This is a genomic window from Proteus terrae (assembly GCF_003144325.1).
Taxonomy (GTDB): Bacteria; Pseudomonadota; Gammaproteobacteria; order Enterobacterales; family Enterobacteriaceae; genus Proteus; species Proteus terrae.
The window spans coordinates 129,731-145,068 of record NZ_PENS01000008.1; the positions used below are offsets into that span (position 1 = coordinate 129,731).

13 protein-coding genes and 1 tRNA gene are annotated in these 15,338 nt (G+C 34.1%); 5 read left to right on the top strand and 9 right to left on the bottom strand.

Going from position 1 to position 15,338, the window contains the following annotated elements:
• The first annotated feature begins 8 nt into the window (after positions 1–8).
• From dnaG to DK857_RS09540, 3 genes are all read left to right on the top strand, one after another.
• Positions 9–1,757 carry a DNA primase gene (gene dnaG, locus DK857_RS09530; protein WP_109394194.1) on the top strand — a complete coding sequence of 583 codons (1,749 nt, stop codon included), beginning with the start codon at positions 9–11 and terminating at the stop codon, positions 1,755–1,757.
• Positions 1,758–1,943: 186 nt separating this feature from the next.
• Positions 1,944–3,800, top strand: a complete 1,857-nt coding sequence (rpoD, locus tag DK857_RS09535) for an RNA polymerase sigma factor RpoD (protein ID WP_109394114.1) — start codon at positions 1,944–1,946, stop codon at positions 3,798–3,800.
• A gap of 313 nt (positions 3,801–4,113) precedes the next feature.
• Positions 4,114–4,190 (top strand) — tRNA-Ile (locus DK857_RS09540).
• Positions 4,191–4,252: 62 nt separating this feature from the next.
• On the opposite strand, the gene DK857_RS09545 is transcribed toward DK857_RS09540, so the two are convergent.
• The 9 genes from DK857_RS09545 to DK857_RS09585 all read right to left on the bottom strand — a co-directional run bounded on the left by DK857_RS09545 (position 4,253) and on the right by DK857_RS09585 (position 13,014).
• Complete coding sequence (locus DK857_RS09545) at positions 4,253–5,101, bottom strand: MrpH family fimbial adhesin (RefSeq protein WP_109394115.1); 849 nt, start codon at positions 5,099–5,101, stop codon at positions 4,253–4,255.
• A gap of 28 nt (positions 5,102–5,129) precedes the next feature.
• Positions 5,130–5,459 (bottom strand): fimbrial protein, encoded by a 330-nt coding sequence (locus DK857_RS09550; protein WP_109402051.1) that lies wholly within the window; start codon positions 5,457–5,459, stop codon positions 5,130–5,132.
• A gap of 12 nt (positions 5,460–5,471) precedes the next feature.
• Entirely contained in the window at positions 5,472–5,666 is a 195-nt protein-coding gene (locus DK857_RS09555; protein ID WP_109402052.1) for a type 1 fimbrial protein, read from the bottom strand.
• 6 nt (positions 5,667–5,672) lie between these two features.
• Positions 5,673–6,197, bottom strand: a complete 525-nt coding sequence (locus DK857_RS09560; protein ID WP_157957602.1) for a fimbrial protein — start codon at positions 6,195–6,197, stop codon at positions 5,673–5,675.
• Between the two features lie 9 nt (positions 6,198–6,206).
• A complete protein-coding gene (locus DK857_RS09565; RefSeq protein WP_109394118.1) occupies positions 6,207–6,704 on the bottom strand; it encodes a fimbrial protein in 498 nt (165 codons plus the stop codon).
• Between the two features lie 26 nt (positions 6,705–6,730).
• The gene (locus DK857_RS09570; RefSeq protein WP_109394119.1) at positions 6,731–7,486 is read right to left on the bottom strand and encodes a fimbrial biogenesis chaperone; all 756 of its coding nucleotides are present in this window, start codon (positions 7,484–7,486) and stop codon (positions 6,731–6,733) included.
• 31 nt (positions 7,487–7,517) lie between these two features.
• On the bottom strand, positions 7,518–10,016 hold the full coding sequence (locus DK857_RS09575; RefSeq protein ID WP_109402053.1) for a fimbria/pilus outer membrane usher protein: 2,499 nt from the start codon (positions 10,014–10,016) through the stop codon (positions 7,518–7,520).
• Positions 10,017–10,103: 87 nt separating this feature from the next.
• The gene (locus tag DK857_RS09580; protein WP_109394121.1) at positions 10,104–10,649 is read right to left on the bottom strand and encodes a fimbrial protein; all 546 of its coding nucleotides are present in this window, start codon (positions 10,647–10,649) and stop codon (positions 10,104–10,106) included.
• Positions 10,650–11,484: 835 nt separating this feature from the next.
• Positions 11,485–13,014 carry a methyl-accepting chemotaxis protein gene (locus DK857_RS09585; protein ID WP_109394122.1) on the bottom strand — a complete coding sequence of 510 codons (1,530 nt, stop codon included), beginning with the start codon at positions 13,012–13,014 and terminating at the stop codon, positions 11,485–11,487.
• A 1,130-nt stretch (positions 13,015–14,144) separates the two neighbouring features.
• Here DK857_RS09585 and DK857_RS09590 point away from each other — a divergent pair.
• Both DK857_RS09590 and DK857_RS09595 read left to right on the top strand, forming a co-directional pair.
• Entirely contained in the window at positions 14,145–14,444 is a 300-nt protein-coding gene (locus DK857_RS09590) for a helix-turn-helix domain-containing protein (RefSeq protein WP_109394123.1), read from the top strand.
• Positions 14,445–14,765: 321 nt separating this feature from the next.
• The gene (locus tag DK857_RS09595; protein ID WP_109394124.1) at positions 14,766–15,329 is read left to right on the top strand and encodes a fimbrial protein; all 564 of its coding nucleotides are present in this window, start codon (positions 14,766–14,768) and stop codon (positions 15,327–15,329) included.
• Positions 15,330–15,338: the final 9 nt, after the last annotated feature.

Here is a 15,338-nt window from a genome sequence, read left to right on the forward strand (position 1 = left end):
AAGGGCTTATGGCTGGACGAATTCCACGTTCATTTATCAATGATTTGCTAGCTCGAACCGATATCATCGATCTTATCGACGCTCGCGTGCCGTTAAAAAAACAAGGCAAAAATCATTCAGCGTGTTGTCCGTTTCATAATGAAAAAACGCCCTCTTTCACAGTAAATAGCGACAAACAGTTTTACCACTGTTTTGGTTGCGGCGCGCATGGCAATGCTATTGATTTTTTAATGAATTATGACAGGCTCGATTTTGTCGAAACCATTGAAGAGTTAGCAGCAATGCATGGGTTAGAAGTTCCTTATGAAACAGGAACAGGCAGTAGCCCTATTGAACGACATATAAGACAAAACCTCTATCAAGTGATGGAGAAGTTGAATCAGTATTATAGTAGTGCTCTCAATAAACCTGATGCACAGGAAGCAAGAAACTATCTCGCGCATCGAGGTCTTAGTGAAGATATTATTACCCGTTTTTCTATTGGATTTGTACCAACAGGTTGGGATAACGCCCTAAAACGTTTTGGTCAAAGTGCCGATAATAAAGCCTTACTTCTTGAAGCGGGTATGGTAATAACTAACGATAATGGTCGCACTTATGATCGTTTTCGCCAACGAGTCATGTTTCCTATCCGAGATAGACGTGGTCGTGTTATTGCCTTCGGTGGGCGAGTGTTAGGTGATGATTTACCTAAATACTTGAACTCACCAGAAACAGAGATATTCCATAAAGGTCGCCAACTTTACGGACTTTATGAAGCGCAACAATCTAATAATAACGTCACAAAGCTATTAGTTGTTGAAGGTTATATGGATGTTGTGGCATTAGCGCAGTTTGGTATTGATTATGCCGTTGCCTCATTAGGAACCTCCACTACAGCAGAACATATCCAGTTGCTCTTTCGGACAACGGATAACATTATTTGCTGCTATGATGGAGATAGAGCTGGTCGTGATGCCGCATGGCGAGCATTAGAAACCGCCCTTCCTTTTTTAAATGATGGTCGCTCTTTACGTTTTATGTTTTTACCCGAAGGTGATGATCCTGATTCATTGGTTCGTCGTGAAGGTAAAGAAGCTTTTGAAAAACGTATGGAACAAGCACATTCATTATCAGAATTTTTATTTGATTCACTCGTTCCTCAAGTGGATCTGAGTACTCAAGAAGGCAATGGTAAGCTATATAGTTTAGCCAGACCATTAATAGATAAGATCCCAAGTGAAACTTTACGTCTATATTTATTAAGAGAGCTTGGAAGCTTAACGGGAAATCCCGATATTGAGCAAATGGATCGTTTATTTGGTAGAACGCCGGTTAATCACGAGTTGTCGTATCAACCGACAAAATTACGTACTACACCAATGCGTATATTGATTGCCTTATTGATACAAAACCCAGAATTCTCTAAATTAGTGCCCCCTCTCGAGGGATTAAGTACAGAAAAAATTGCAGGTCTATCGCTTTTTATTGAGTTAGTTTCCGTTTGCCAAGCACAACCGGGCCTAAATACAGGACAAATTATCGAACTCTATAGAGAGAATAAATTCGGTAAACAGCTTGAAAAATTGGCAATGTGGAACGATATAGATATAGATGAGATTGCAGAAAAAACCTTTACAGACACGTTAGATCATCTTTTTTTAACGGCAATGGACGAACGTTTAAACACGCTTATTGCGAAAGAGAGAACAGAAGGCCTAACGCAAAATGAACGCGAAGAAGTCCAATTGATAATACAGGCACGCGTTAAAAAGTAAACACAGAATTAAGATTAAAAACACGGCTTAATTGCCGCTATCGGTAGGTACTAAAAACCTACATTTGCTACGCTGAGGGGACCGTAGCAATCGACAATGAAAATGCCCCTCCGTAGTTATTGTTGGCTGAACAGTTATCGCCGACCGACACCAACCCAAATTACTTTGAAGTGTGGATACCGTCTTATGGAGCAAAACCCGCAGTCACAGCTGAAGCTACTTGTTACTAAAGGTAAGGAGCAAGGCTACCTGACCTATGCTGAGGTCAATGACCATCTGCCGGAAGATATCGTCGATTCAGATCAAATCGAAGACATCATCCAGATGATTAACGACATGGGCATTCAGGTTATGGAAGAAGCACCTGACGCCGATGATCTGATGCTGGCAGAAAATTCAAATGATACTGATGATGATGCTGCAGAAGCCGCAGCTCAGGTACTTTCTAGTGTAGAATCTGAGATTGGCCGTACAACCGACCCTGTCCGTATGTATATGCGCGAAATGGGTACAGTTGAACTGCTCACCCGGGAAGGTGAAATTGATATCGCAAAACGCATTGAAGATGGTATTAACCAAGTTCAATGTTCCGTTGCAGAATATCCTGAAGCAATTACTTATCTTCTTGAACAGTATGATCGCGTTGAAGCTGGCGAAGCACGTCTTTCAGACTTAATTACTGCGTTTATTGACCCTAATGCCGAAGAAATGGCAGAAAGTGAAGATGTCAATTTAGGCAAAGATGATGATGAAGTTGACAACAGCGCTGAAGACGAAGATGAAGACGAAGATGAAGATGGCGACAATGACAGCGATAGCGATGATGATAACAGCATCGATCCTGAATTAGCGCGTCAGAAATTTACTGAGCTTCGTGAGCAATACGAAAAAACTCGCCAAACTATCAAGGCGAAAGGTCGTAACCACAAAGATACAGAGCTTGAAATCTTATTGTTATCTGAAATTTTCAAACAGTTCCGTTTAGTACCAAAACAGTTTGATTATCTGGTTAACAATATGCGTGAAATGATGGACAGAGTTCGTGCTCAAGAACGTCACATCATGCGTCTTTGTGTTGATCAAGTTAAGATGCCAAAGAAAAACTTCATTACTTTGTTTACAGGTAACGAAACCAATGACACATGGTTCACTGCAGCTCGAGCAATGAATAAGCCTTGGTCTGAAAAACTGGCAGGTATTGAAGAAGAAGTACAACGCAGTTTACAAAAACTGCAACAAATTGAAGTTGAAACTGGACTGACAATCGAACAGGTTAAAGATATTAACCGTCGTATGTCTATCGGTGAAGCCAAAGCACGTCGTGCGAAAAAAGAGATGGTCGAAGCGAACTTACGTCTTGTTATCTCTATCGCGAAAAAATATACCAACCGTGGGCTACAGTTCCTTGACCTGATCCAGGAAGGGAATATTGGTCTGATGAAAGCGGTTGATAAATTTGAATACCGTCGTGGTTATAAGTTCTCAACTTATGCAACATGGTGGATCCGTCAGGCAATTACTCGTTCAATCGCTGATCAGGCGCGTACAATCCGTATTCCTGTTCACATGATCGAAACGATTAATAAACTGAACCGTATCTCTCGTCAAATGTTGCAAGAGATGGGACGTGAGCCTTCACCAGAAGAGCTTGCAGAACGCATGCTGATGCCTGAAGACAAGATCCGTAAGGTACTGAAAATCGCTAAAGAACCAATCTCCATGGAAACCCCAATCGGTGACGATGAAGATTCACATTTAGGCGATTTTATCGAGGATACAACCCTCGAATTACCACTGGATTCTGCAACATCAGAAAGCTTACGTTCAGCAACTCACGAAGTGTTAGCTGGCTTAACATTACGTGAAGCGAAAGTCCTACGTATGCGTTTCGGTATCGATATGAATACCGACCATACCTTGGAAGAAGTGGGTAAACAGTTTGATGTTACCCGTGAACGTATTCGTCAGATTGAAGCGAAGGCACTGCGTAAATTACGCCACCCAAGCCGTTCTGAAGTACTACGTAGCTTCCTTGACGAGTAATCAACTTACTTAATAAAAGTTATAATAAACGCCTGTGATATCACAGGCGTTTTTTTATGGAATTGTGAAACAGTATCTACACACGATTTAAGCTGCGATAGACTTCATCTACATATATTTATAAAAAATAGCCTTATTATTTATATTATTGTACCTATATGTAAGCTCACCCGTTAATTATTACACTATGTTATTGATATCACAGTTATTCTCTGTTTTATTTTTTTATTGTTTAGATTGAACAGAAATTGCGCATACAGTCATTCAAAGGCTAGACCTAGTGCCAAATGGCACGTATAATCTCACTTCATTAGGCCCCTTAGCTCAGTTGGTTAGAGCAGGCGACTCATAATCGCTTGGTCACTGGTTCAAGTCCAGTAGGGGCCACCAAATTTTAAAGCCCCAGATAAGCAATTATCTGGGGCTTTTTTTGTAGCTTAATATTATAAAAATCAAAGAACAACAATAACAATCACCGCAGAACCACGAAAAGGCCCTGATTTAGGTTTTCCTACACTTTTAATTTCTGAACTTAATGTAAATGAGTTGGTATAACGGGAGGCTGTTTCTTTATTTGCAATAGGTAATTCAAACAATTCATTAGCAGGTTTATTATTTATTTTTAAAAAAGACTGTAATGTATTTTCTTGATTAAGCCAAATTGCCCCCTCATCATTAGTTGTAGCAGAAATAATAACTTTGGAATTATAGTTACATTGAATTTTTACACTTTTTGTTTGCTTAGTAACATCCGTATTATTATTTAGCACATCATTATATGCCAATTGATTATAGTTAAAGTCAATATTTTCGACATTAAAATCACAAACCAAATCTGCTGATGGCGCAGCACCACAAATAGAACCCGGCAATAAAGGATCTGATGCACTCCTTCTTTGACCATAAAATATTCCTACACATTCAGATGTAACAATCGTTCCTGAATGAACAACCCTAAAAGTGTAAGGTAATGGTGTTATTTTAAGAAATGCCTCTCTTAATTCATCCATTGTTTTATATTTAGAAGCATCGGCTATTTTTGGATCCCGGCTTGAATAGGTTCCAGCTGTACCATTAGAATAATGACGATGAGCGACATAGACCTCACAGCCTGCCACATTATAACAAGGATTGGCTACACCAGGCATCAGAGTCCAGCGTTCAATCTGTCCTATATAAGCTAACCCAGGGATACCTCCGCTTATATTTTCAACTTTAGAAATATAAGAAAAAATATTCGCCTGAGCAGGAAATGAAGATATCATAGATAATATCAATAATGCTTTAAAGTAACCTTTCACTTTAACTCCATTTTGTCGTATTCATAAATTATGGATATGTGATATGAAATGTGGCAATACTACTAAATTTTCCTAATTCGATTTTTTTACTCATAACCACACTGGGTTCTGCTTTCAAAAAGGCATAAAATAGAAATTGATTTTCATTTTTATTTAATGAAAATTGGCTATTATCTTTATTAATTGCGATAAACTTCTTATTTTTATCTTCTATACCTATGCCAATTCCTGAAGGTTTGCCGTTAATATTAATGCCCAAATATCCTTTATGTGAATCCGATTCAAATCCTTTAAACAAAAAATTAATATTTTTAGCGACACTGTTATCACAATTTGAAACGGTAATAATAAAAGGGATATCTTCTGTTTTTTACCCATCACGTAATGCTTTTACATCAACCGTATTAAACCTCACCGTTAATGTTTTATTATCAGATAAAACAGTACAAGGCTCTTTCACTAAGTTGCCTTCAAAAAAGAGATTATCTGCTGCCTTTACACTCATTAGTGATAAGGTAAGAAAAGAGAAAATGAGTGAATTAAAATATAACTTTTTAAGTTTCATTAGCCTCTACTCATATTCAAATATAACAGATGCTGATGAACGAAATTTACCTTCAGCCAAATTAGCCCCCTGTTTTTTAACAAGTAATGCACTAAATTCCGGTAATTTACTACGTTCCACTTTTACTTTTTTATTTACAGGTAATAATTCTGTGTTATTCAATACTATTTTTATAGCTAAGTCAGTAACGCTAGTTGCTAATAATTGATTATCAAATACAGCAGGATCACCTTTAACTGAAACTTTAAAAGAGAACTCTTTACTATCCCCTGTACACGATAAATCATAATTAAACTTTTGCTGATAGTTATCTTGTTCTATTTTAGAGATAACCACATTATTTCCAAAATTCACATAAATAGGATCATTATTATTAAATGTACAGATTGGAGGAGGGTTTAATATTTTACCTTTTAGCTCTATATTTGCAGTTGCTAAAGAGGTTTTAGCCTCTGCTGAATAAACAGAAACACTAGGCAACAAGCCGATTATCAATAATAAAAAAGAGAACAAAAATATATTTCTATTCATCATTTCCTCCTAAAGATAATCGACATTTAGAAATGCGGTTGCTGTAAAATCACCAGAAATGAGCTTTTCATTTGGATTTTTAAGCAGAAGTGCCTCAATTTTAATTGTATTTGTATATGTAAAATTGTATTCCGATTTAAGCGTAACTTCTTTATCTAGATAAAAAAACTTAACACCAATATCACTGCGTCCGGCTGTAACTGCATTATTATCAAAAGAAGAAGGAGATCCAGTGATAAAAAACTTCATATTATTCGTTGGTCGTTCATTACAAGATAAAGGAATAATTAGCTCAATTTTATTTTTTTTACCATCAAAATCAGCAGGATACAACTCCCCAAAATCACCTTTAATCGTGTTTTTATTATTAATAATACAAGCGACTGGAGGTAATATTTCTCCATATACATTCACTTGCAAGTTTTTTTGAGCAACACTTTCTCTTACGATAAAAAATGACGTAATAAAAAATAAAAAAATAAAGAGAACGCCCCTTCTTCTTGTCATATCAGCAACCTAATCATTTATATTTATTAGCTTTGGTTTAATTTACTTACCGTACATTGAGTACTTTTACAGTCAAATTCAATATCTATTTGAGCACCATAATCATTAATGTAGGTTAGTATTGGTTTTTTATTAAACTGGCTCACACCGATATTAATTTTTTCTTTTCCATTGGGTTCAATCATAAAAGATTTAAATTCTTCAATGGTATTATCTGAAAAATCTTTTTTAGCACTTACAAAGGTAATATTGTAAGGAGTTGGATTATTCATCACATAGTTATTACCTTGTTTTTCTAAGGTTAATTTATTCTGTGGTGCAAGTTCCAACTTATCAGAGGCAAGTATTAATGAAGCTGGTCTATAAAAAATTTTTACTCGTGTTTGCAATGCAATTTGTAAAACATTATCTGAATCACTTCTAGGAGGGATCTCTCTTAAATTAAAATAGAATACACTTTCTCTATCTTGAGGAAGAGAAGTAACAACATCAAGAGGTTGAACCTTTATTTGGCTTTGTTCATTTTTTTCTAATCGTTGTATCGGTGGAAGTGCAAGAATAGGCTCTTCTATTTTCTTACCTGCAAGATCTTCTATCCATGCTTGCGCTAAATAAGGCTGATCAGGACTATTATTTGTAATATTTAAGCTGACCGAGCCTTTCCCTTCATTTAAAATGATCCGTGTTCTATCTAAAGAAACCGCAGCATTTGCTGTTTCAATAAAAAATAAAGAAAATAATGGAAAAGCTAACATTGATATTTTTTTTACTGATAGACGCATATCTTAAACCTTAATTTTTAATTTTTAAAATTCAATTACATACTAATAAAACTGATGTGTAGTTTTCATTAGACGATAAATCTGGCAACTCTATTTTACATACGTTATTTTCAGATAACTGGATGAATAATATTTCATGAGACTTAACACCACCTAAATATGCTGAGCCATTATCACTCACCATACCCATATCCTGATTTGATTCATTTAATATCGTTGAACCAAATGGTGCAAAAGAGCCATCTTTTAGCATAATTTTTGCAATAATTTTAGCGCCTTCAGACACATTAAACTTGCGATAACCTATTGCCCCTTCGGTTAACGTAAATTGCTGTATTGAGCCTTTTGCTTCAATATTACTAGGTAAATCATCAATATTTACGGATACACGGCTACGCATATAATCACTGCCTAATGGTAAAATTGCTTTACCAAAATAGTTAGTGGTTGTATTCGGGCCATTCCCACTAATTGGAACGTTTTGAACCCCATTAGTATCCAATAATATACGTGAACTTCCTGGAATATTAATACGATGAAGCGCCCCACCTTTAGGTGTTAATGTCGCACCACCGTCAATAGATAATGTAGCAACACTGCTAACAGAATCAGTATATGAAGCACTACCAGAAACAACTGCAGAGTCAGCATAATGGCGATAATAACCACTTACGTTTGCTCGACCTCTCGCTGTCGTACCACCTGTAATATTATAGTTATTTCTATCATCAACTGTTTTGTTATAGCTAACCGTATTGGCGATATCTCCACTGTTAATATAACTATTCATGCTGATTGTTGTTTTTGTATCTAACGGAACGCTTAAGTTAATAAAAAAGCCATTATCGCTTCTTCCGTAACTATTATTTCTGTAAGCATTGATATTGATAGAATTATTTTTAAAGTTTGCTACATTAAAATATTTCGATAATGAAAAACTAAAGTAATCGCTCTTTTCACTATTCCAATAAGTACGATGGCTATAAGAAAGGTAAGCATTAAGACCAAAATCAGGGAAACTTTGGCTAAATGTTAATAAATAGAGAGCCTTATCTTTATTCACTTCTCTATTGTAATATTTACTATCAATGTATTGGTTTAATGTCAAAAAATCTTGCTCAGCAAAACGATATCCAGCTAATGTAACTTGATTATTATACTCTTCAAATCTTTTTGAGTAGTTAATACGATAAGCATTTCCTTGCTTATCATCATTTTGATTATTAACATCTTTTGCAAATGATGTCGTCATATCAACAGAAATAGCACCAAGCATTAATAAATCACGCCCAATTCCCGCAGAAAAAGAATTATATTCATCACTAACAATTGCTCCACCAAATAGAGACCAACCATTATTTATTCCCCATGAAAATTCTCCCATGCCAAACATTGGACCTTTTCGATCCCTATCAACATCTGAAGGTTTTCCTATCAAGGTTTTATAGCGAATTTGTCCTGGTCTCGTTAAATAAGGAACACTTGATGTATTCACTTGAAATTCTTGGGTTTTACCATTATCTTCTTCTACTCTAACATCAAGTACCCCTGAAATACTTTCGTTGATATCTTGAATTGCAAAAGGCCCCTGACTTACCGTTGTTTCATAAATAACTCGACCTTGCTGGCTAATAATCACTTTAGCGTTAGATGACGCAACGCCACTAATTTGTGGTGCATATCCCCTAAGATTAGGTGGCAACATATTATCTTCAGATGATAATGCCATACCCAAATATCGAATATTTTCGAACAAATCAGATGAACTATAATTTTCACCTAGCATAAGCTTAGCACTTAAGGACTTAATAGAGCGGTAAGCATAAACTTGAGCCCACTTCCAATCGAAGTTTTTATCTTCTGGATCTTTATTATCATAAACACTTTGCCAATCAGCGCGTAAACGCCATGCACCCAAATTTAGCCCCATAGTTCCTTGTCCATTAAGACTAAATTGATGGCTACTTTCTGATTTTCTTTTTATATCTTGTGCAGTTAGATGATAATCAAATAATGCCCCTGAAATTCCTTCATCCCATCTAGATGGGGGATCCCATCCTTGAGCAGTGTAATTTAGGTAAGCTTGGGGTACGGTGATAAACAGTTTACTTTTCTTTAATTGTGGTTTTACTGTCATGCTTGGTAATGAATTTATATTCAAACACTGTTCATTACCCCACCATGTTAGATCCTTAAAATAAGGCTCTTGCAATGAAAATTTTTCGACAATTTCATGAGGAATACAAACTAGAGTTTCATCATCGTTATTTGATGATTTTATAAATTTAATCTTATAATTATGCTCGATTAAATCTTCATTAAGCAATATAGAAACTTCATAAACACCTGGATAAATATAATCTTCTTTAGAGAATCGGGATAAGTCAATATTATTTCTATCCTCTAAATTTAAAATATCAGTATTAAACTCAACGGGTTCATCTGCATATAATAAGGAACTATGAACAAGCGATATGCTTAATATCACATAGAATATACATTGCCATACTTTAAAGTTGAAATGTAACATAGTTCCCCTATCTATTGCGTGTAATGCTCTCACCTGTAACCAAATAAATAGTCCCTAAGCCAAAACTGGCTCAGGGAACTAATAATCTTATTTATAGGTTAATGCAAAAGTAGCAATAGATGAGAAAGTACCTGGAGTCACATCAACGCCTTGCTTCCCTTGTAAATAAGCAGAGAAACGTAATTCATTAGGGCCTTCAGATAATATTTGTGCAGGTGATGTTGCTTCACCTAATTTAACGATGTTACCACCGTATTGAGAAATAATAACGCCCGCACCTTTTGCTGTACCATCAATAGCAATAGCGTTATCAATACCTGTCGCACCTAAACCAGAGAAAGTTGCTTCTACTGTTTTATAAGTTTTGGTTGAACAGTTTTCTAATTTGATAGTAAACGCTTCAGAGGTGCTACGACCACCTTCTTTCAATAATGAAGATGATACTTGTCCTAATTGGACAGTTTGTTTGTCATTATTTGGAGCGATTGAACAAGGTGCATCGATAATTTCACCTTCAAAAGTAATTTGTCCATGACCACCAGTAATCGGAGCAACAGGATCTTCTGCAAATGCAGAGCCAGCAATCATTAAACAACTAAAACCCAATACAGCTGCTAATTTAGTTAATTTCATTTTCCACCATCTCTATTTGATTGTAAAAAGGCAAATTAAAAATAATTAATCTGCATTAATCTTAACCATAAAAATGAAATCTTTAGTTTTCTAAAAAATAAACATCAAATTTATTAGATACAGTTATCCCGTCAAACTATTTAAAGTTCTAAAAGATAGATTTCATTATTTATGTTTCGCAAACATTACCACAAAGAAAAAAACAATGATATTTTATGAAAAATAAAACAAAAAACAAAAAACACGCACAAAAAAATCATATAAATCAAAACATTAAAAAAAATAATTTTTTTTGATATTATTTAAAAATCAAATGAATCTAGAAATAGAGCATCATTTAAAGAAACCACGTTTTTATACTTAATTTTAAAAACTAAAAAAGCAAAAAAAATAATACAAATAAAACATATAGTTACGTATTTTAAATATATTTTTCATTTCTATTTTTTTTAAAAAAATAAAGTATTTAATTTAAGATTATTCTTATCTGGATAATTAATCAGATAATTTTAAAAATAACTTACTATTCAATCAATAAACTTTTAACAGGTAATTATTTTTCAAAAAAACGAAAAAAAATCTTACAAAAAAATAATTAAAATAGAAAAAACTTGATTTTAAAAATAAAAAATAGTATCGATGCTATTTATTTTTGCAAAAATACTCTCTATTTATAAAAAGTGTGAGTGGAGAAATTTCATCAACATATTAGCTTAGAATTGAATTTTCTATTAATAATAGATAGAAAATAATAGCTAAATAAACAAACTCACTCTCGTTTTGCATTTAGAGTGAGCTTGTTTTAAATGCGAAATTAACTGGCTAATTCAACTTATTAGTATTGTTCTTTAATTTGAAAGACTGAAACTTTATCTGTTAAGTTTTGTGCTTTCTCATCTAAAATCATTGTTGACGTCGCGCCCTGTTCAACTAAAGCTGCATTTTGCTGAACAACAGAATCCATTTGGTTAATGGCGACTGCAATCTGTTCAATGCCCACTTTTTGCTCTTCTGATGCGATACTAATGCCCTGCATGATATCGCTAACTTTCGTAATAGAAGAAACAATGTCCTGCATATGCTCGCCCGTTCTATTCACTAATTCTCGACCATGAGCCACGTCAGCAACGGATTCTCTGATAATTTGGTTAATTTCACGCGCAGCATCCGCACTTCTTGCCGCTAAATTTCTTACTTCTGTTGCAACAACCGTAAATCCACGGCCTTGTTCACCTGCTCGAGCAGCTTCAACAGCAGCATTTAATGCCAGAATATTAGTTTGGCTTGCAATGTTATTAACTACATCATTGATTTCAGCAACTTTTAATGTACCTACCTCGATTTTTTTCATCGAGTTAATAGCATCATTCATGATATTAGAGCCATCAATTGCTAAATCGCGGGTTTCTGCGGTAATAGAGTTGGCTAAAATCGCATTATCAGTATTATTCACTACTGCTATTTTAATCTCTTCCATACTTGCAGCTGTCTGTTGCAGAGCACTCGCTTGCTCTTCGGTACGAGAAGAGAGATCTTGGTTACCAGAAGCAATTTCTGCTGAGCCTTTTTTGATCTCTAGTGCTTCTTCTTTAACTAATTGAATAGTCGATGTTAGCGAAGTTTGCATCTCTCCCACATTAGAGAACAAGGTTCCAAACTCATCATTTCGTTTCTTAGGTAGAGTGAAACTTAAATCACCCTCTCCCACTTTTTGCAAAATGGCTGATAGCGTATTCAAGTTAAAGATAAACGTTTTATTTACCCAACGAATAACGATATAAAGAAGAACAAGAATGATCCCGAGGGCAATAATGGTTGTATAAAGTGACAACTGCACCATCCAAGCTTGCTGTGCTTTAATATCATCATTCACACCTTTCGTGATCATAAGGTATTCATCGAAAAGTTCAGATAGGCGAGTAAAGTCGTTAGAGAGATTTGATTCTGTGTAATCTAGCGTATCAATAGGTGCAATAAGTTCATCTAGAAGATAATAGAATAACACTGAGAGCTGCTCTGAATTACGTTGAGCATCAGGGCTTATTTTCTTCACTCCTACCCAATGAGTAATAGTTGCTTTTGATTTTGTCGCCAGCTCTTTCGCTTCAGCAACAAGTGATTTAATAGTTTCTTGCTTATTCTCATCCGTCATCGTTTTCAACAACATGAGATAGTTGACGTGAGAACGAATGGTCGCTAACTCATATCTTGCTTCTTGAACATTATTCAATCTGGTATTCAAGGAATCCAATGACGCAAAGTTTTCTTGCATTCTATAAATAAAAAATGACGACAAAACTGATGATAATAAGAAAATAGTTAATAGTATAATGGAACCTACTTTCGCTGATCTTTCAATACTCATGAAATAATCTTCCCCGATAATAAAATGATACAAATGTATTCATTTATCGGCACGAAATAGATTTTATTTACTTATTAATCAGAATTCTCGATATAAACACTTAATATAGTTCTCAATCAATGATGCCAATCAGTCTTTTATTCTACTTCCATATCATTAACAAAGATCATATACCGCAATGAAATAATATTTTAGTGTTATTAATTGGTTAGCAATTTGGGATTAATTTTAATGAAAACTAAAAATAGATAAAAAATTTTAATTTCACAAAAATAGGAGTCATTACTTATAGATTAACTAACCTTAAGTGTTTTTACGATATCGCTCATACATTTGAGATAAGTAGCTTCTGAATACCCCTCAAATAGCGTATATACACTTAGGATGTTGTTAATAAAAAATTATCGTCACTTTAAACGAAAAAAGAGAGAGATAAACACACAAATTGTTTGTAACCTCATATAGAGAGATAAATAAGACATTCGAGAAAATAAATCAAACATCATTGCAATTAATATTTTCAAAAAAAGCCATCTACTTAGCACCAAACAATAAATCCTTCTTTATATGAATATATCCCACAATAATTATTGAGTTAGATCAATTCTTACTTTTCATTCTTTTAAATAAAAAAGTTATTTTCACAATTTTATATTTAAACACATAACTCATTTTCATCATACACCCCAATTTTTGATTTTATTCAGAGAATTCTTACGCTCTACAATTTTCACAAATACCCATAATACGCGTAAAATATATTTCCTTACAATATCTAACCTTTTCATACAATTCATCTTATAAAGATGAAAAATGAAACATAAATTAATATCTAACTTCTCAAACCAGATTTTCCACCCAATAAAAACTCACAAAACGAATATCAAAATTAGTTTGCACTTACATTAAATATCTTAACATATTGATATATCTATCACTTGCTAAAACTTAAGTATAACCTTACAACAATTACTCTCTTGATAGGTATTGCCTATTACATAATGATATCGCATAGGGTAAACCATTTTTACGCACTTATTTATGTGTAATATAGTTATTCAAACCGAAATGGCTAATTTTAATATGTGATAACTTCTAAATATTAGACCTCATGTTATTGGAATTAATTTATGAACGATCTAGACACAAAAGTAGGCTTTTTTTTTAAGAAAGCTAGAAAAGAGAAGAAATTATCAGGTCGTGAGCTGGCAAAAATAATTTCTGTTAGCCAACAACAAATATCTCGTTATGAAAATGGCAAAAATAGTATGTCACTTAGTTTAATAAATAAGCTACTTATTATTTTTGATAAATCATGGGATGATTTGAATCGTGAAGTAATAAGTACCTATAACGAAAAGGTGCCAAATACACAATCAAAAAAAAGAGACTATAAATTTAGTGACACTACTATTAGCCAGCTAAATTAAAAACAAACATTTAACAAAATTATGTAACATCACTATAAGCAATTAACCATGAAAATAAAATATTTAATTATGTTTTATTTTCATGAGCTATTAGCTTTATGAAGTTAGGGATGTTAACAACCGACAAAACTATTATTTCGCATTAATAGATAATTATTAGGAAAATAAAAAGCGCTTATTAAGCGTTTTTATTCGCCATGGATGGCTTTTATTTATTTTTACACTAATAGCTAGTCAAAAAAATAAATTACTAAATATTATTTATAATGTTTAGCTATTTATTAAAACGTAGTCATCTAATATAAAACGAAGGAATTTAGAATGAAAAAATCTATCATTGGTGCATCTTTAGCAATGGCATTTGGTCTAATGGCTGGTAATGCAATTGCTGCTGATAATACTGGTACGATTACTTTTAATGGTGAATTAACTGATACTACTTGTAAAGTTGACATTGAAGGTCAAGGCCCTGATGCAACCATTACTCTACCAACAGTTAGTACTAACGTTTTACAAAATGCAGGTGAAGTGACTGGCCGTACTGCATTTAATATGAACCTTTCTGATTGTAAAATAGGTGTGGCAGGTCATAACACTGTTTCTGCATTCTTTGAAACTGGTGCAACAGTGGACCAAGCGACTGGTCGTTTGAAAAATATGGATGTTGCTGCAACTGGTGCAAAATTAGTCCAGTTACAACTGTTAGATGGAGCTAACTTTAACGCAATTAAAGTAGGTAACACATCTCAAGTAAATGATACTACTTATTATACAATTACTAATGATAAAGCCACCTTACCATACGCTGTAGAATACTACGCAATTGGTAAAACAGAGGCTGGTAAAGTAACAAGTAGCGTTGTTTATACTCTGCAATATAAATAATCGAAATAA

Excerpts from the sequence above, each read along its gene's own strand:
- DK857_RS09580 (WP_109394121.1), bottom strand. The coding sequence starts at position 10,649 with ATGAAATTAACTAAATTAGCAGCTGTATTGGGTTTTAGTTGTTTAATG.
- DK857_RS09595 (WP_109394124.1), top strand. The coding sequence starts at position 14,766 with ATGAAAAAATCTATCATTGGTGCATCTTTAGCAATGGCATTTGGTCTA.
- DK857_RS09585 (WP_109394122.1), bottom strand. The coding sequence starts at position 13,014 with ATGAGTATTGAAAGATCAGCGAAAGTAGGTTCCATTATACTATTAACT.
- rpoD (WP_109394114.1), top strand. The coding sequence starts at position 1,944 with ATGGAGCAAAACCCGCAGTCACAGCTGAAGCTACTTGTTACTAAAGGT.
- DK857_RS09590 (WP_109394123.1), top strand. The coding sequence starts at position 14,145 with ATGAACGATCTAGACACAAAAGTAGGCTTTTTTTTTAAGAAAGCTAGA.
- DK857_RS09575 (WP_109402053.1), bottom strand. The coding sequence starts at position 10,016 with ATGTTACATTTCAACTTTAAAGTATGGCAATGTATATTCTATGTGATA.
- DK857_RS09570 (WP_109394119.1), bottom strand. The coding sequence starts at position 7,486 with ATGCGTCTATCAGTAAAAAAAATATCAATGTTAGCTTTTCCATTATTT.
- DK857_RS09555 (WP_109402052.1), bottom strand. The coding sequence starts at position 5,666 with ATGAAACTTAAAAAGTTATATTTTAATTCACTCATTTTCTCTTTTCTT.
- dnaG (WP_109394194.1), top strand. The coding sequence starts at position 9 with ATGGCTGGACGAATTCCACGTTCATTTATCAATGATTTGCTAGCTCGA.
- DK857_RS09565 (WP_109394118.1), bottom strand. The coding sequence starts at position 6,704 with ATGACAAGAAGAAGGGGCGTTCTCTTTATTTTTTTATTTTTTATTACG.
- DK857_RS09560 (WP_157957602.1), bottom strand. The coding sequence starts at position 6,197 with ATGAATAGAAATATATTTTTGTTCTCTTTTTTATTATTGATAATCGGC.